Source organism: Streptococcus criceti HS-6 (assembly GCF_000187975.2).
GTDB lineage: Bacteria > Bacillota > Bacilli > Lactobacillales > Streptococcaceae > Streptococcus > Streptococcus criceti.
On record NZ_AEUV02000002.1, the window covers coordinates 153,125 to 169,362 of the forward strand.

Genomic DNA, 16,238 nt, shown 5'->3' on the forward strand with positions numbered 1-16,238 from the left:
TCCTCACTATTATAGCATATTTCTAGACCTTGCAAAGAATTTTTAGCAGATTTTCAAAATTTCTTAAAAAATGATATACTATTGCTATCTAGCTCTTTTAGAAGAAAATTTAACCAAGGAGACCATTGCTATGATGAATGAAAAAGAATGGGCTGAGTTTTTTGAATTAACTCAAGGACGAAAACCTCAGCCTGAGGATTATCAAAAAGCTGCTTTAGCTGGCGAATATCAGCCTGACCAAACCGTTGTTGAGCCGGCTAATCAGACTCCTGCTGAGGGGCTGAACAAACAACAAGAGCCCAGCAATCCCGTATCTGCTACAGGTTCGACTGAGCAAAATACCCAGCCAATGACAGCTGCAACAGGAGCAACGTCAATTCCCAGCCAGCCTCAAGTCACTCCCGCCAATGGACCAGCGTCACCTGCTCCTGCGATGGCTCCAATAGCTGCCCCAGCTAAGCCATCGGTTTTCAAAAAAATGGGCCAAGCCTTCAAGAAAAAAGACGGCCATAAAGGTTGGCCTCTCTGGCTCAATATTGGCATTATGGTGGTCATTGCCTTGGTCCTCTTAATTTTGGGGATTTTTGGCCACAGTGCCCAAGAGAAAGCTTCGCAAAAGGACATCTCTGGTGACTGGCAGCTGACTGAAACCGCCTACTATAAGAGCGACGACTGGACGACCTTCTCTCGGGATGGCAAGATTGTTGACGGCGACTCTCAATCAGATTATGAAAATGTTCAATTCGATACCTATCTAACCAGCAAAAATGGGGGCCTTGTTTCTTATAACGCTACTACGGTTTCAACCTATAATGGGGATTATATTTTTGCCTTTGCTTCTCCTGCCCACCCTTCTTTGACTTTCAACATTAATAAAAAGGGTCAGGCTGTTGAGGTCAGGATTGATGATGATGACTACTTCAACTATTACCCTGCTAAAACGAAGGATCATGTCCCATTCGATGATTTGAAGGCTAAGTTCTTTGTCAAGGATCAAGAGCTGACTATTGTTTATTACGATGATGATCAGCCTTATTTCAAGGAAACTTACAAGTCAATATCAGGTGCTCGCGCTAAAAAAGCTAAGCGCAATGCTAAAGACTACTACATTTCCTACAAAGATTTCTACAATAAAGTGAATGGCGATGACTCAGATGACTATTCAAATGTTGATGACTCTGATCACAGCGATTTCCAAGCTGGTTAAGAAGCCCAATCCTTGAGACTCTTCTCAAGGATTTTTTAGTAGAGCAAGCTAAGTTAATCGAGCCACTTGCTTCTCAGTCAAATACATTATCGATTCGTTATTTTTTAAAATCATAAAGAAAAAATGGAATGTTTTTGTTTGACCTGAAACTTTTTATACGTAATCTTCAAAGATTACAATGTTTTGTGAGTGAAAGCGAAGCCATCATGGCTGTTTGTCCCAGACTCTTCTTAATTTCTAAGCGGTGACCTGAGACTCTCTTCCCAGACCGTTTTTGACACTTGCTTTGCAAGCTTCATTTCAGGCACCTCCTTAAACAGTCCGGACTGTTTAACTACTCTGCAAGTGTTAGCGGCCATCCTAATCAACTGTCTCACTCTCTAATGAACTGTGCAGGGGGTGCTTCTTGGCCTAGCCAACAAGTCTTGCTTCCAACCATTGCGCCAAAAGTTTATTACAAAACAAGAAGGCTGGACGAGTTTTCGTCCAGCCTCATTTCTTTTATTTGCTAAATTTTCTCCTAGAAAGGTAGGTTCACATGATTGAGCAGGTAATTAACTCCCCAATGTAAAGCTAAATCACATGCGTAAATGATAACGGTAAAGAAGAATGTATATTCTAAGATAGCCAGAAAATCTTTCCAACGCTGCTTAGGCGTTGGCCAATTAGTGTGTTCTAGGATTTGAAAAATTCCTGCTAAAAATTTCACGATGTCTCTCTCTTTCTGCTCGACTGTTAGCGAGTTTCCTTGTGTAGGGTATATTTTTTACAATGTTTACAATATTTATTGACTTCCAAGCGTGTCGGTTTAGGAGTAGAACTCACAGCAATTGAATAGTTTCGTGAGCCACATTCCGAACAGGCTAGGCTTGCTTTTTTTTGCGCCATAGCTGCCTCCCCTTTTAATCCAAACTATTTTACCATGATTTTAGCTAGTAGGCAAGCTGAGGCACTAGGCAGGTAGGGGGCGTAAATTTTGTTCAGGCATTTTATTAAGCATATCCACACGGACTTGATGACGGCCACCATCGTAGCAGCTTCAACATAACTTTTAACAATATTCTTAGTCAGTTCATCCCCGATGTTTTCAGCACCTGCACTTCTTAACACTGTTCAGCTTGCTGCTGACGGCTAGCCCTTTATTGGAACCATCCTTTGACAGTATCCCAAGCATCTTTGGCTTTATCCACCAGACCAGAATCATCAACAGCCTTGTTGACCTTATCTTTAGCATTCTCTGCAGCATCTTGAATTTTATCAATAATATCTTTGGATTCATCGGAATTACTGCTGCTATCTTTATTACTAGCATCGTAGGTTAGACTTTGACCGTCCGAAGCATAGGCGTTCCGCTGCGTAAACTCCGTTCCCTTGGTATAAGGGAGGATATAACTCGCTGTCTGGCTAAAGACATTGTCCGAAGCTCCGTAGTCATCAACGATATAATGATTTTCATCGGTATGCTCGAAGCCCATCCATTGGGCAATGACTACATCAGGAGTATAACCAATAACCCACTCATCACCAATCAGATCTTCATTAAAGCTGGTTTCGGTTGTCCCGGTCTTACCCGCCATGGTATAACCATAGGCATTGGCACTGACCGCCGTACCATTGGAGAAAGTACCCAGCATCATGCTGGTCATCTTGTCGCTGACCGACTTGCTGATAACACGAGAAGAGGCTTTCTTGTATTCCGCTACAGGTTTTCCTGAGGCTGTTTCAATCTTAGTAATAAAGTGGGCCTCGTTCATGACTCCATCATTGGCGAAGGTCGAATAAGCTTGTGCCATTTCCAAAGGATTGGTCGTTACACTGCCACCCAGAGCAACTCCCAGATTTTTCGGTACTTTATCCATATTTAGACCAAACTTCTTACCATAGTCAAAGGCAGTATCCACTCCCATTTCATGCAAGAGGTAGACGGCTGGAATATTGTAAGAGTTGGCTAAGGCTTGATACATAGGGATTTTATCAGACTCGATGCCTGCATAGTTAGATGGGGCATAGCCATCGTAATCCTGAACCGTATTGGGTAGGTCTTCGTCAATATCATAACCCTCTGATATAGCTGGAGAATAAACCACCAAGGGTTTAATAGTTGATCCTGGACTTCGCGACGATTGAGTCGCATAGTTGTAGCTCCTAAAGGTTGGATCTTCTGTCGAATTAAGGCGACCAACCAGACTGCGGACCCCACCAGTCGACGGATCGACAGCAACACTAGCCGATTGGGCTGATGAGCCATCATAAGGAGAAGTTGGAAAGATCGACGTATCTGAATAGACCGTCTGCATTCCTTCTTGATAGTCAGAATCTAATTCTGTATAAATTTTATAACCATTATTGAGGATATCTTTCTCAGACACCCCATATTTATTGATGGCTTCATTGACCACAGCATCGAAATAGGAGGGATAGTTATAGGACTCATTCTTACCTGAGTAGGTATCTTGCAAACGGCTGGACACATCCACCGCCTTAAAAGACCTAGCATCAGCTTCCTTGAGGAACCCGGCATTGACCATATTCTGCAAGACAGTATCACGGCGATTGGTCGCATTCTCTTTTGAGTAGAGAGGGTTATAAATTTCCGGCCCCTTGAGCATGCCTGCCAAGGTTGCTGCTTCATCAGTGGTCAAATCAGCAGCCGAGGTGCCAAAATATTTTTGACTGGCATCCTCTACTCCCCAAACCCCATTACCAAAGTAGGCATTGTTGAGGTACATGGTCAGGATTTGCTTCTTGGAATATTTCTTATTGAGCTCAACAGCCAAAAAGAATTCTTTGGCTTTCCGTGTAACTGTCTGCTCCTGACTAAGGTAGGCATTTTTAGCCAACTGCTGGGTAATGGTTGAGCCACCGCCAAACCTACCAGCTGTAAAGACTGCCAAGAAAAAACGCTTGTAGTTGATCCCATGGTTTTTATAGAAACTGCGGTCTTCCGTTGCAATAACTGCATTTTCCAAATCATCGGAAATCTGATCCAGTTCAACATAGGTACCCTTGTTCCCCATAAGGGTACCTGCTTCCTTGCCCTTGCGATCATAAATAACCGTTGAGGACTTGAGGGCATCCTGAAGGTCAGAGACATTGGTCGTCTTAGCCAGATAAAAGAGATAGGCCGCTGTAAAGAGGACAAAAAGACTGACCCCCAGCAGTAAAATCCGGCTGAGATTGTAACGGCGCCAGAAACGACGAATCCAAGACTGCTTGTCAGGAATAATAAGCTTGAGAAAGGCTAGTCTAGGATACTTCTCAACTAACTTATCCAGACGGCTCTGATGATGAGTTCGACTACGATGATAATCACTTTCACGAACTGGGACCGACTCCAGCTTTTGAGTCATGGACAGGCCATTATCCTCATCAGATGGGCTGGCCTTAACAGATGATTGTCTATTTTGTTTTTTATTCGAAATCAGAGTCAAGAGCTTACTGCCAAGTTTCTTGACCCCCTTTTTAATCATTTCTAAAAACTTCATAGCCCTATTATAGCAAGTTTCTTCTAAAAACCTAGAGAGAAAACGTCTTTTGTGTTAAAATCGAAAGCATGAAATTTCATATCAAACTTCCAGTTTCCTTTCCGCCAACGACTGTCAAAGACCTCTTGGAAAATCATTGGCTGGTCCCGCGAAAAATCCGTCATTTTCTTAGAACTAAGAAACATCTCTTAGTCAACGGTCAAAGCATTCACTGGCAAGGCCAAGTTCAAGCTGGAGACAACATTAGTCTGATTTTTGACGAAGAGGATTATCCCAAGAAGAGTCTCCCCATGGGTCAAGCTCAACTGGTGGACTGCCTCTATCAAGACCAACATTTGATTATTGTCAATAAGCCCGAAGGAATGAAGACGCACGCTAACCAGCCCAACGAAATTGCCCTCCTCAACCACGTCTCAGCCTACGTCGGAGATACCTGCTATGTGGTCCATCGGCTGGATAAGGAGACCAGCGGTCTGGTCCTCTTTGCCAAAAATCCTTTTGTTCTGCCTATTCTTAACCGACTGCTGGAGGATAAGAAAATTTCTCGACAATATTGGGCTCTTGCTCAAGGATGGTTACCAAAAGAATCTATAACCTATCGTGATAAAATTAGCCGGGATCGCCACGACCGCCGAAAACGTCTGATAACCGCTAAGGGCCAATCTGCCATCACCCATGTCAAGAGCCTCAAAGAATATTGTGGACCCAAGGGCCCCTATAGCCTAGTCAACTGTCAGCTGGAAACCGGTCGCACCCACCAAATTCGAGTCCACCTAGCCCACCACGGCCACGCTATTATCGGGGATCCTCTCTACAGCAAGGTCCCTGCTGAACGGCTCATGCTTCATGCACATGAACTCAGTTTTCTCCATCCTTTCAGTCGTGAAAAAATCACTATCAAGGCTCAATCCCCTAGTTTTGAAAAGGGCTTGCCCAAATAAGGCAGGCCGTTTTTTACTTCCAGCAGATTTCGATTTAGGAGAATTTTTCAATTTAGGGCTTTACAGATTTCAGGAGATCCATTATAATTATTGTAGTAAGGAAGTGGTTCAATTATACAATGATACTAAAAGAAATTACGCTATCGTTACTTCCCACAAAAAAGTTAGCGTTCAAAGGAGAACAATCATGAAACGCAGTGAATTAAAATCCCGAGCTAAACAAAAGCTTTCTGGCAATTGGAAATGGGCTATCGGGGTTGTTGCCATCGTTTGAATTATTCAAATTTTTCTTCAAGTGAATAGCATCCATGATATCCTAACCACAAAGGAAATGCTTACTCATCACAATGGCCTTATCACTGGTGTACATATCACTTTTTATATTTCACCCTTGGTACAGACCGGAGGCCTAGTCCTTGGCCTGATTGCTGCTAGTACTATTCTGGGCTTCCTGCACTTCATTGACAATCGTAAGGATGAAAATGTTCTGGCCAGTGTTTTCGCAGGATTTACGGAAGGTCGTATTTGGGCCTTCATTCTGACTTGGATTCTTCAATATATTTTTACACTACTTTGGACTTTGCTCCTCATTATTCCTGGCATCATCAAAGCTTATTCTTATGCCATGTCTATTTATATCGTTGATGATCTTAAACGGCAAGGAAAAAATCTATCCGCTACTGAAGCAATTACCAGATCTAAGCATTTGATGAAGGGACACAAATGGGAACTTTTCGTCCTTGATCTCAGTTTTCTTGGTTGGTGGTTCTTAGCAACCTTAACCCTTGGAATCGGCTATCTCTGGCTCTACCCTTACATCCTAACGACACGCGCCGAGTTCTATCGTGGCCTCATTGCTCAAAATCCAACTGTCTTAGCAGATTAAAAGCTACTCCCATATTGAAAAAACGGAAGGTTCAGATGAGCCTTCCGTTTTTATAAGTTAGTGAGGAATATAGTTCCTTCATCATAGCAAGCCAGCCTAATCTTTCAGCTAATGTTGATAACTAGAAAGCCATTAACCTTACGATACGAAAAAGAGACAGCTGATAACACTGTCTCTTTTAAATGATTAGTAAGAGAGATTGAGGCTGGACAAAAGCTCGTCCAGTATGCCTATTCAACCTCTTGACACAGAGGGAGAGTGAAACGGTCTGGGGAGAGACCGTTTCAGGTCACCGCCTAGAAATTAGGAAGTGGTGAGAGCCAAAATTTTCAATTTTTGGGTTGATCCCACTCCCGTTAACTATCAGGTGTCTTTGCTGCTTAGATAGTTTTTTTCTATTACATCATGCCGCCCATCATACTTGGATCCATTGCTGGGGCAGCTGGAGTTTTTTCTTCTGGATGATCGGCAACAACGGCTTCAGTTGTCAAAATGAGGCTAGCTACAGAAGCTGCATTTTGCAGGGCTGAACGACTAACTTTGACAGGATCAATGATTCCTGCTTCAACCATATCTACCCAGCTTCCATCGGCTGCATTAAAGCCTGTACCAACAGCGCTAGCTTTAAGTTTTTCGATGATAACGGAACCTTCATAGCCAGCATTACGGGCAATTTGACGAACGGGTTCTTCAAGCGCACGCAGAACAATGTTACGGCCAGTTGCTTCATCCCCTTTCACATCAAGAGAGGCAACTTTTTCAATGACATTAACAAGGGCTGTACCACCACCGGCAACGATGCCTTCTTCAACGGCAGCGCGGGTTGCATTAAGGGCGTCTTCAATGCGAAGTTTCATTTCTTTTAATTCTGTTTCAGTCGCAGCACCAACCTTGATAACTGCAACACCGCCAGATAATTTTGCTAACCGTTCTTGCAATTTTTCACGATCAAAGTCTGATGTTGTTGTTTCCAATTGTGACTTAATCACATTGACCCGTTCTGCGATTGCATCAGCTTGGCCTGCTCCTTCAACGATAACCGTTGAATCCTTATCAATAGTAATTTTAGCAGCTTGACCTAGCGAAGCGATGCTGGCATCTTTGAGCTCTAATCCAAGATCTTCCGTGATAACAGTACCGCCCGTTAAAATAGCGATATCTTCCAGCATAGCCTTGCGGCGGTCACCAAAGCCAGGTGCCTTAACGGCTACGACATTAAAGGTACCACGAATCTTATTAAGGACTAAGGTAGGCAGGGCTTCACCATCAACATCGTCGGCAATGATTAAAAGCGGACGGCTGGTTTTAAGCACTTCTTCTAAAAGAGGAAGGACATCCTGGATATTTGAAATTTTCTTATCGGTAATCAAGATGTAAGGATTGTCAAGATCAGCAACCATCTTTTCGTTATCGGTTACCATGTATTGAGAGAGGTAACCGCGGTCAAATTGCATACCTTCAACAACGTCCAGTTCAGTCTCCATACCGCGAGACTCTTCAATGGTGATGACACCGTCATTGCCAACTTTTTCCATAGCTTCTGAAATGTATTCACCAACTTTTTCAGAACGTGAAGATACAGCAGCAACTTGCGCAATAGCTTCTTTACCAGAAACTGGTTGAGCGATAGCTTTTAGACCTTCAACAGCTGTTGCAACAGCTCTTTCGATACCGCGACGGATACCGATTGGGTTAGCTCCTGCTGTTACATTTTTAAGCCCTTCGCGAACGATGGCTTGGGTTAAAACGGTGGCAGTTGTTGTACCATCACCGGCAATATCATTGGTTTTTGAAGCAACTTCTGAAACCAATTTGGCTCCCATATTTTCAAAATGATCTTCTAGTTCGATTTCCTTAGCAATAGTGACACCGTCATTCGTGATCAAGGGTGAACCAAAGGATTTTTCCAAAACAACGTTACGACCTTTAGGGCCAAGCGTTACCTTAACGGTATCAGCCAAAACATCTACACCACGCACCATTGCAGAACGCGCATCTGCTGAAAATTTAATATCTTTTGCCATTTATGATTACCTGTCTTTCTTGTTTATATATTGCTTAGGCTAGCTACTTTAGGGGAGGATAGGCTTCAGGGCCCTTTAAGTTTTTCACGTTCGGGAGCACCTAGGACATTAGCAGCTTCTCCTCAATGAGAACTAACCTAAGAATTTTTTATCTTAACTTGCTAGTAGCTAACAATTTTGAATGAGGTTCAGTCCTACTCCTAGCTAAGAATAGCCAAAATATCAGATTCACGGACGATGGAAACTTTATCATCACCATCTTTAACGTCCAAACCAGCGCCATTTTCAACCAGAACCTTATCGTCCTTAGCTACACTCGGAGCAATCAAATCTCCATGCAGTGTCCGAGAACCTGGTCCAACGGCTAAAACGGTTGCTGTTTTCGTTGCTTCATGCGAGCCACCTGCCAAAACAAAGCCACTAGCTGTGGTTTCTTCTACTTCTTCAAATTTTACAACAATACGATCACCTAAAGGTTTTAACATTGTCTTACCTCCATTAATTTTTTAGCACTTTATCAGTGCGAGTGCTAATTACATTTATTATTTTAGCATTTGGTCAAAAATAGTCAAGAAAAAACTCTACCAAATTGGTAAAGTTTTTCCACATGCTAAAAGTTAGAAACTGTATTCACAAGTTTAAATTCTTAGCGTCAGCTGGAAAAAGCGACCATAAGGTCGCTCAAAACAGACAGTTGCCGTTGTGGTAAAAAGACGATTGACCCTATTTAAGTCAATCGTCGATGGGATTTTCAAGACCCTAAGCTTGAAAATGAGCAGTGGAACTCCGTTAGGAGGTTGCTTACGTCCCTACCACATAAGGCTAACTGTCAAAAAAATGTGAATACAAGTTCTTAAAAAACCAGCCCTTTAAATAGCATCATCCCAGAATTCTCCAGAAGAACTTCTCAGAGAATTTCTTCTTGCAGTACTTTAGCGATGCCATCGTGGTTATGATCCAAGGTAACCTTGCCAATTCGATTCTGCAGAGCTTTGGGAGCATTGCCCATGAGGACGCCATAACCGACAGTTTCCAACATTTCTAAATCATTATAGTTGTCGCCAAAAGCCAAAGTCTCAGTTATAGGAACTCTGTAGTAGTCAGCTAAGGTTTTAACAGCCTGACCTTTATCAATTCCTGCTGCCATGACCTCAATCAGATGAGCAGCAGATTTGGCAATGGATAGGTCCGGATAGCCCTGCTTGAGAGCCTGCAAAACTTGGTCAGTCCGATTAGGTGGACACATGACTAAAACCTTGTGAGCTTCTTTAAGACTGGCTAACTGTTCAAGATCGGCAACTTGCGACTCTAAGTCAACCACCACTTCTTCATTGTGAACCAAATCATGACCTTGATGGGATGAATACCAATCACTATAGCTATAGATGTTCCAGGCCAGATCCTGCCCCAGATTTTCAACCGTATGGCAGACTGATAGGACCTCAGGCATGGCTATGGTCTTGCTATCGACAACTGTCCCGTCCTGAGCCTGAATCAAGGCACCATTGTAAGCGATGATGGGACTAGAAATACCGATGTTATCAATGATTGGGCGAATGGCTTCAGGCATCCGAGCAGACACTGGCACAAAATAGAGGCCCTTATCCACACACAACTTGATAGATCGGGCAGTCGCTGGGGTTACCTGATGATCTTTATTGAGAAGAGTACCGTCTATATCACTGAAAATTATTTGCATAAGTCAGCCTCCTTAAACCTAACTATCCCCATTATAACATTTTCTAAGCTTGTATTTCGTATGATTTCTAAAACAAACAAAAACCGCCCCAGACAAAGGTACGGTTGTATCAAAATAAGGAATGTAGGATTTAAAAAGGGAGTTCTTCCTCTTCGAGCACTAAGTCTGTCAGGTCGCTGGTGCCATTATTTTCACGTAAGGCTCGTTGAGCACGGCTTTCCAGTAATTGAAAGGACTGGGCCAGAACCTCGGTTACATAATGGGTCTGTCCATCCTTTTCATAATGGCGAGTCCTAATTTCACCATCAATAGAAACCAGACTGCCTTTGCCAGCATAAGAGACAAGCGTTTCAGCCAGTTTACCCCATAAAACGACAGTGACAAAATCAGCTTGGCGCTCTCCGTCCTGAGTTTTAAAACGGCGATTGACAGCTAAGGTCACGCGAGAGACGGATTTATCCGAAGGAGTCTTAACCATCTGGGGAGTCGCTGTCAAACGGCCGATAAGAATGACTTTATTATACATATCTTCACCTCCTTATTTTTTTATTCGTAAAAGAAATTAAAAAGGAGGATTAGGACAAACAAATTAAAAAGCGAACAAATTAGAATTTTCGTAGTAGAAATCTAATCTCATTCGCTTTTTGATTTTCCGTATCATGTATGGATTAATGACAAAGCATTTCCCAGAAGCGAGATTGAAATGCTCCAGCAAGGGGATTCCAACCTAAGTTTAGAAATTAAAGTGTAAGAAAAATCAGGCTGTCATCTATAGATTTTTATACGTCACCTTCAAAAAAGATCGTATTCTATGGGTGAGGAGTATGGCACTCATAGCTGTCTGTCCCACTTTCCTGATTTCTATAAATATCTCCAGCAAATTGAAATTTGGACAGGTCTAGTTTTGCCAATGCTTGGCTGGGTCAAAAGCTTCGCCGACCACGGCAGTATCATGCAGTTCAATGATGCCGCGCTTTTGCGGAGCGTTTGGCAAGGCTAGTTCCCGAGGGGCACACATCATGCCGTAACTATCCACTCCTCGAAGCTTCCCTGGAAAAATCAGGCTGCCACTGGGCATCATAGCTCCGGGCAGAGCTACAATGGTCTTAAGGCCAACAGCAGCATTTGGAGCTCCAGCTACTATTTGGATGGTTTGGCCTCCGCCAATAGCTACCTGACAAATATTGAGGTGATCGCTATCGGGATGAGGCCCCATATCTTTAATTTGTCCAACAACAAAAACTGGACTAGGAGTTACTTCTAAACTTTCCTCAAAGCCTTCCTTGGCTAATTCTTGATTGAGAATCTCTATATCCTTTTCGCTTGGAAAGACTTGACCATTACCAGTCAGCTCTATCAGGCTGGAAACTTCAAAAATATTCCAAGCTAGGGTACGCCCGTCTTTTTCTGCATAAATACGGGCGATCTTGCCCTTGCGTTCAACTTGACGGGCGACTGGCTTGGTATCTTGGAGGATGACCATAAGGACATCGCCGACTTGTTCTTTATTATAAGCAAAAATCATGGGTACTGACTTCCTTTCGTTTAATGCAATCCTGCTAAAAAACTGTTAATCTCCTGCTTGGTCTTGCGAAGCTTATTGACCAGGCGCCCAATCTCCTGACCATTTTCCACGACAATCAGACTGGGAATCCCAAAAATATCCCATTTTTGAGCCAAGGGCATAAAGGCGTCACGATCTACTTGAATAAAGGTGACATGGGGATTGTCGGCTTCTAACTCATCCAAAAACGGATAGAGAAACTGGCAATCGGGGCACCAATCCGCTGTGAATAAGAAGACAAAACGGCCGTCTTGTTCTAAATAAGCAGCTAATTCTTCGTAAGTTTCTGGTTTAAGCATTTTCTTGACCCTCGCTGTAGGAAATATGGCCGTCATCATAGATAAAATCAAGGACGCGGCCATCTTCAAAGACCAGACCGCCCGATAAACTGGCACCTTGTGTCTCATAATCCTTGATATAGAGAACCTGAATGTCCCCCATTTTACTAAAATAAGCGCGGATTTCAGCTACAATGCGGGCCTGCTTACGGTCAGCCATCTTTTGTTGCAGACCATAGCCCAGAGCTGTCAATCCAGCTAGACCTGCCAGACCCGTTGTTAGCAGTAATTTCTTATGTTTCATGCCTTTCATTTTATCATAAATAAGGGCCTTTGGCGACAGGCAAAATCGGACAAGGACAGCCATCCAACTAGCTTTATGCTAAAATAAGACTAAGAAAGTGAGGACGCAATGACAGACTTATTTACAAAAATTCAAGAAGTGACAAATCTTAAAGGTTTGGCTGGCCATGAAGGTCAAGTGAGAGACTACCTGCGTCAGGCTATCGAACCTCATGTTGATAGAATTGAAACTGACGGGCTTGGAGGACTTTTTGGGATTAAAGAAAGTACAAGGTCTGATGCTCCGCGAGTCATGGTGGCTGCTCACATGGACGAAGTCGGCTTTATGGTTAGTGACATTAAGGAAGACGGTACCCTGAGGGCTGTTGCCATAGGAGGATGGAATCCACTGGTCCTCTCCTCGCAGCGTTTTACTTTAATCACGCGCTCGGGTCAGAACCTGCCTATTATTTCGGGATCCCTTCCGCCACATTTCTTGCGAGGACAAAATGGTCAGGCCAGCCTGCCAGCAGTTGCTGATATTATCTTTGATGGGGGCTTTAGTGATAAAAGTGAGGTTTACAGCTTCGGTATTACTCCTGGTGACATTATTGTGCCAGACAGTCAAGCAATCCTGACAGCCAATCGGAAAAACGTCATCAGCAAGGCTTGGGATAATCGCTATGGAATTCTCATGGTGACTGAGCTCTTAGACAGTCTGAAAGCAAGCCAGCTGGACAATACCCTGATTGCTGGCGCCAATGTTCAAGAAGAAGTTGGCCTGCGAGGAGCTCATGTTTCAACAAACAAGTTTAACCCTGAACTCTGTTTTGCCGTTGATTGCTCACCTGCAGGCGATGTTTATGGGGACCAAGGTAAAATCGGTGATGGTACCTTGATTCGTTTCTACGATCCAGGTCATATTATGCTGGCTAATATGCGAGACTTCCTTTTGACAACAGCTGAAGAAGCCGGCATCAAGTACCAGTACTATGCAGCTAAGGGGGGAACTGATGCTGGAGCTGCCCACCTGCAAAACAGCGGGGTGCCGTCAACGACCATTGGTGTTTGTGCTCGCTACATCCACTCCCACCAAACTCTCTACAATATAGACGACTTTTATCAGGCTCAAGCTTTCTTGCAAGCAATTATTAAAAAATTGGATCGCTCAACAGTCAATCTGATCAAAAACTATTAAGGAAAGGGACTTTGCTAACGCAACTGGTGTTAGTCTGCGGGCTGCGAAGTCTTGGTTATCAGCTATGAAAATTGGATTTATCGGCCTTGGAAAGATGGCAACAGCCATCATCAAGGGCCTAGAGAAAACAGACTTTGATATTTTAGCGGCCGGACGTGACCCGCAAAAAACAGCCCGTCAAGCTGAACAATTGGGTGTCCGGGCCTTGTCAAATCAAACAGATCTAGTTGCGGAGGCGGACCTCATCATCTTGGGCGTCAAGCCTCAGGTCTTACCTACCGTTCTTGCACCCTTGGACTTTCATCAACCCATCATATCCATGGCAGCTGGGGTCAGCCTAAAGCGTTTGGCCGAGCTAACCGACCCTAGCCTACCTCTGATTCGGATTATGCCTAATATTAATGCTCAGATTTTGCAAAGTACTACAGCCATCTGCGCCAATCAGCATGTGAATGAGCAAGTCTGGGACTTAGCGAAAACCATCACCGATTGTTTCGGAACTACCTTTGAAATTGCTGAGAAGGATTTTGATACTTTCACAGCTCTGGCTGGGTCAAGTCCAGCCTACATCTACCTCTTCATGGAGGCCTTAGCTCTGGCTGGTGTCAAGCATGGCTTTCCTAAGGATCAAGCCCTGAGCATTGTTACACAAACTGTCCTAGCCAGTGCACAGAATCTCAGTCAGGGACAGGAAAGTCCCCATGATTTAATTGATAAGATTGCCAGCCCTGGCGGTACTACCATCGCAGGCTTGGCAGATTTGGAAAAGACTGGTTTAACCGCTTCTGCCATTTCCAGCATTGATGCCACTATCGCTCGAGCTAAGGAGCTCTGAGCCTGACTTAATGTTAATACTCCCCGTTTCTACCTTTGGCTAAATGGGTAGAAGTGCGCCCAGTCTATAAGGGCCTTATGACACGAGCCCTAGCAATCAATGTTTTGTCATCGGTGTGTTTTAATGGAGGCTTAGACACGATCCTATAAAACTTGACGTGTTAAATTCAGAGACAGCAGATTTAACTAAGGTCCGCTTTGTCTATTTTGATTTTCTTTAGATATTATCTTTAACAAAACTCCTCAGAAATACTGGTTTCTGAGGAGTTTTAGTATTTTCCTGCCATCAGGCAAGCATCCCGTAAAGTTGGGACTAGCAGGGTTACCAATGCGATAGAGCCTAGAATCAGGCGTGCCAGCTATCAATTACATCTAGCCCGCTTAGTCGGACGTTCGCCTTTCAGCTTTTTTCTTTAACCCTTATTGACCTAAGGTCATCAAAATCATGATGAAGGTAGCGTAAGCATTCATAAACATGTGAATAGCGATGCTATATTCAACCCGCTTGGATTGCATCGCCACAAAACCAAAGACCAAGCCCATACCTCCATAGGTAATCCAACCGCCAATATTAGCAGGATCCCGAATGAGATGAATGGCAGCAAAGAGGACGGCCGTCACCAGCCAACCAATCCATTTCCAGTAGCCCTCAAAGCCAAAAACCTTTTCTAAGAGGCACTTGCGGAAAATCAATTCTTCAGTAACAGGAGCGAAAATAACCAAAAAAGCAATCGCTAAATAAAAGGGCATCCCTAAGTTCATCAAGGCATTTTGGTTGGCGCTGGCGCTAGAATGTGTTAACAGTTGTTGAACCAAACTGCCAATAACATTGGTGATAAAAACAGCTGGCAGGGCTAATAAATACCAAGCAAACTTAGTGCTGGCCAAGGATTTAATGGACAGAGGTTCTCTCAAAAACTTAAAGAGTAAAAACAAAAGGAGAGTGGCCAGTAAAAATACAAGTGTAGCCGTTAGAGAGGTTCCTGTCTTGCTTAAGTTTTTCCCAAGGATAAACCAAACTTGGAGAGCATTATCCAGATAAAAAAGTAGGAAGGCTAACAACAGCCATTTCAACTTATTAAAAGCAATTTTCATATCTTTTCCTTTCCCATTTAATTACTAACTTGACCTACCAAGGAAGGCTAATCATTTGGTACATGATTAAAACAGAAATAAAATTATTGAGGATATGCAGAGCAATACCATATTCCAGCCGTTTGTATTTAAAGGCAAAGAAACCTATAACAGCTCCCATACCAATGTAAGCCAGCGCTGCTCCCCAAGAATCAGGGGTATGCGCCAAACCAAAAGCTAGACTGCCAAAGAGATAGCCCAGCCAAGGATTGCGAAAGAGCTTTTGCTGAATAAAGCCACGAAAAATTAATTCTTCAATAACCGGTGCTGTGATAGCCACCGCAATAATCATAAAGAAAGCTGGAACGTAGGACAGCATACTTTCTACAGCCTGTTGGTTGGAAGTATTGGTTTTGTCTTCCAGCTGCATGACAAAACTAGCCACCTGCTCAATCCCTAGCACCAAAGCATAAGAAAGAATAAGACCAAAAACTAAGATTTTCCAGTTCAGCCCTTTCTTCTTAATAAAATTCCACCTATAAAGGAGCCAAACGGCCAAGGCCAGAGCTCCCAGCTCCACTAGGACAGCTAGACCAACACCAACTGGGCCAGCCGGTAAAAGATGATTGGAATCGGCTTGTCGGCCATATTTTGCTATTGTTTTAACAACAGCCGCAAAACTAATAACAAATACTCCTGCCTGCTCGGCCAGAAAGAGGCCAAGAGCAAGACCAATCCATTTGAGTTTTTCTAAAAATATTTTCAT

At 43.4% G+C, this 16,238-nt stretch carries 17 protein-coding genes; 5 read left to right on the forward strand and 12 right to left on the reverse strand.

Features of this window, described 5'->3' with window-relative positions; translation table 11 throughout:
* The first annotated feature begins 130 nt into the window (after nucleotides 1–130).
* A complete protein-coding gene (locus STRCR_RS00780; protein WP_040804288.1) occupies nucleotides 131–1,207 on the forward strand; it encodes a hypothetical protein in 1,077 nt (358 codons plus the stop codon).
* A 520-nt stretch (nucleotides 1,208–1,727) separates the two neighbouring features.
* On the opposite strand, the gene secE is transcribed toward STRCR_RS00780, so the two are convergent.
* The 3 genes from secE to pbp2a form a co-directional block, all read right to left on the reverse strand.
* Nucleotides 1,728–1,916, reverse strand: coding sequence for a preprotein translocase subunit SecE (gene secE / locus STRCR_RS00785; protein ID WP_004229424.1), 189 nt, complete (start codon nucleotides 1,914–1,916; stop codon nucleotides 1,728–1,730).
* Between the two features lie 26 nt (nucleotides 1,917–1,942).
* Nucleotides 1,943–2,095, reverse strand: a complete 153-nt coding sequence (rpmG, locus tag STRCR_RS11445) for a 50S ribosomal protein L33 (RefSeq protein ID WP_081478736.1) — start codon at nucleotides 2,093–2,095, stop codon at nucleotides 1,943–1,945.
* A 251-nt stretch (nucleotides 2,096–2,346) separates the two neighbouring features.
* On the reverse strand, nucleotides 2,347–4,692 hold the full coding sequence (gene pbp2a, locus STRCR_RS00795; RefSeq protein ID WP_004228797.1) for a penicillin-binding protein PBP2A: 2,346 nt from the start codon (nucleotides 4,690–4,692) through the stop codon (nucleotides 2,347–2,349).
* Nucleotides 4,693–4,760: 68 nt separating this feature from the next.
* Between pbp2a and STRCR_RS00800 the strand changes: the two genes are divergently transcribed.
* Both STRCR_RS00800 and STRCR_RS12225 read left to right on the forward strand, forming a co-directional pair.
* Complete coding sequence (locus STRCR_RS00800; RefSeq protein ID WP_004226472.1) at nucleotides 4,761–5,633, forward strand: RluA family pseudouridine synthase; 873 nt, start codon at nucleotides 4,761–4,763, stop codon at nucleotides 5,631–5,633.
* Between the two features lie 331 nt (nucleotides 5,634–5,964).
* Nucleotides 5,965–6,519, forward strand: a complete 555-nt coding sequence (locus STRCR_RS12225) for a DUF975 family protein (RefSeq protein WP_234944252.1) — start codon at nucleotides 5,965–5,967, stop codon at nucleotides 6,517–6,519.
* 398 nt (nucleotides 6,520–6,917) lie between these two features.
* Here the strand turns inward: STRCR_RS12225 and groL are convergent, their stop codons facing one another.
* The 7 genes from groL to STRCR_RS00845 all read right to left on the reverse strand — a co-directional run bounded on the left by groL (nucleotide 6,918) and on the right by STRCR_RS00845 (nucleotide 12,388).
* The gene (gene groL / locus STRCR_RS00815) at nucleotides 6,918–8,543 is read right to left on the reverse strand and encodes a chaperonin GroEL (RefSeq protein WP_004226944.1); all 1,626 of its coding nucleotides are present in this window, start codon (nucleotides 8,541–8,543) and stop codon (nucleotides 6,918–6,920) included.
* A 200-nt stretch (nucleotides 8,544–8,743) separates the two neighbouring features.
* Nucleotides 8,744–9,028 carry a co-chaperone GroES gene (gene groES / locus STRCR_RS00820; protein WP_003048875.1) on the reverse strand — a complete coding sequence of 95 codons (285 nt, stop codon included), beginning with the start codon at nucleotides 9,026–9,028 and terminating at the stop codon, nucleotides 8,744–8,746.
* Between the two features lie 422 nt (nucleotides 9,029–9,450).
* Nucleotides 9,451–10,242, reverse strand: a complete 792-nt coding sequence (locus STRCR_RS00825; RefSeq protein WP_004229683.1) for a Cof-type HAD-IIB family hydrolase — start codon at nucleotides 10,240–10,242, stop codon at nucleotides 9,451–9,453.
* Between the two features lie 130 nt (nucleotides 10,243–10,372).
* Nucleotides 10,373–10,768 (reverse strand): single-stranded DNA-binding protein, encoded by a 396-nt coding sequence (locus tag STRCR_RS00830; RefSeq protein ID WP_004227959.1) that lies wholly within the window; start codon nucleotides 10,766–10,768, stop codon nucleotides 10,373–10,375.
* Between the two features lie 372 nt (nucleotides 10,769–11,140).
* The gene (ytpR, locus tag STRCR_RS00835) at nucleotides 11,141–11,767 is read right to left on the reverse strand and encodes a YtpR family tRNA-binding protein (protein WP_004227402.1); all 627 of its coding nucleotides are present in this window, start codon (nucleotides 11,765–11,767) and stop codon (nucleotides 11,141–11,143) included.
* Between the two features lie 20 nt (nucleotides 11,768–11,787).
* Nucleotides 11,788–12,105 (reverse strand): thioredoxin family protein, encoded by a 318-nt coding sequence (locus tag STRCR_RS00840; protein ID WP_004227759.1) that lies wholly within the window; start codon nucleotides 12,103–12,105, stop codon nucleotides 11,788–11,790.
* The gene (locus STRCR_RS00845) at nucleotides 12,098–12,388 is read right to left on the reverse strand and encodes a DUF4651 domain-containing protein (protein ID WP_040804737.1); all 291 of its coding nucleotides are present in this window, start codon (nucleotides 12,386–12,388) and stop codon (nucleotides 12,098–12,100) included. The genes STRCR_RS00840 and STRCR_RS00845 overlap by 8 nt, the downstream gene beginning before the upstream one ends.
* Before the next feature lie 108 nt (nucleotides 12,389–12,496).
* Here STRCR_RS00845 and pepA point away from each other — a divergent pair, with 108 nt between their 5' ends.
* Together pepA and proC are read left to right on the forward strand one after the other, a co-directional pair.
* Nucleotides 12,497–13,564: a glutamyl aminopeptidase gene (pepA, locus tag STRCR_RS00850; RefSeq protein ID WP_004226003.1), complete on the forward strand. Its 1,068-nt coding sequence runs from the start codon at nucleotides 12,497–12,499 to the stop codon at nucleotides 13,562–13,564.
* 34 nt (nucleotides 13,565–13,598) lie between these two features.
* Nucleotides 13,599–14,399, forward strand: a complete 801-nt coding sequence (gene proC / locus STRCR_RS00855) for a pyrroline-5-carboxylate reductase (RefSeq protein ID WP_268739570.1) — start codon at nucleotides 13,599–13,601, stop codon at nucleotides 14,397–14,399.
* A 419-nt stretch (nucleotides 14,400–14,818) separates the two neighbouring features.
* Here the strand turns inward: proC and STRCR_RS00860 are convergent, their stop codons facing one another.
* On the reverse strand, nucleotides 14,819–15,493 hold the full coding sequence (locus tag STRCR_RS00860; protein WP_004225180.1) for a CPBP family intramembrane glutamic endopeptidase: 675 nt from the start codon (nucleotides 15,491–15,493) through the stop codon (nucleotides 14,819–14,821).
* Between the two features lie 34 nt (nucleotides 15,494–15,527).
* Nucleotides 15,528–16,238: a CPBP family intramembrane glutamic endopeptidase gene (locus STRCR_RS00865; RefSeq protein ID WP_004227182.1), complete on the reverse strand. Its 711-nt coding sequence runs from the start codon at nucleotides 16,236–16,238 to the stop codon at nucleotides 15,528–15,530.

Coding starts and splice junctions, on each gene's coding strand:
- STRCR_RS00780 (WP_040804288.1), top strand. CDS start 131: ATGATGAATGAAAAAGAATGGGCTGAGTTTTTTGAATTAACTCAAGGA.
- rpmG (WP_081478736.1), bottom strand. CDS start 2,095: ATGGCGCAAAAAAAAGCAAGCCTAGCCTGTTCGGAATGTGGCTCACGA.
- pbp2a (WP_004228797.1), bottom strand. CDS start 4,692: ATGAAGTTTTTAGAAATGATTAAAAAGGGGGTCAAGAAACTTGGCAGT.
- STRCR_RS00800 (WP_004226472.1), top strand. CDS start 4,761: ATGAAATTTCATATCAAACTTCCAGTTTCCTTTCCGCCAACGACTGTC.
- STRCR_RS12225 (WP_234944252.1), top strand. CDS start 5,965: ATGCTTACTCATCACAATGGCCTTATCACTGGTGTACATATCACTTTT.
- groL (WP_004226944.1), bottom strand. CDS start 8,543: ATGGCAAAAGATATTAAATTTTCAGCAGATGCGCGTTCTGCAATGGTG.
- groES (WP_003048875.1), bottom strand. CDS start 9,028: ATGTTAAAACCTTTAGGTGATCGTATTGTTGTAAAATTTGAAGAAGTA.
- STRCR_RS00825 (WP_004229683.1), bottom strand. CDS start 10,242: ATGCAAATAATTTTCAGTGATATAGACGGTACTCTTCTCAATAAAGAT.
- STRCR_RS00830 (WP_004227959.1), bottom strand. CDS start 10,768: ATGTATAATAAAGTCATTCTTATCGGCCGTTTGACAGCGACTCCCCAG.
- ytpR (WP_004227402.1), bottom strand. CDS start 11,767: ATGATTTTTGCTTATAATAAAGAACAAGTCGGCGATGTCCTTATGGTC.
- STRCR_RS00840 (WP_004227759.1), bottom strand. CDS start 12,105: ATGCTTAAACCAGAAACTTACGAAGAATTAGCTGCTTATTTAGAACAA.
- STRCR_RS00845 (WP_040804737.1), bottom strand. CDS start 12,388: ATGAAACATAAGAAATTACTGCTAACAACGGGTCTGGCAGGTCTAGCT.
- pepA (WP_004226003.1), top strand. CDS start 12,497: ATGACAGACTTATTTACAAAAATTCAAGAAGTGACAAATCTTAAAGGT.
- STRCR_RS00860 (WP_004225180.1), bottom strand. CDS start 15,493: ATGAAAATTGCTTTTAATAAGTTGAAATGGCTGTTGTTAGCCTTCCTA.
- STRCR_RS00865 (WP_004227182.1), bottom strand. CDS start 16,238: ATGAAAATATTTTTAGAAAAACTCAAATGGATTGGTCTTGCTCTTGGC.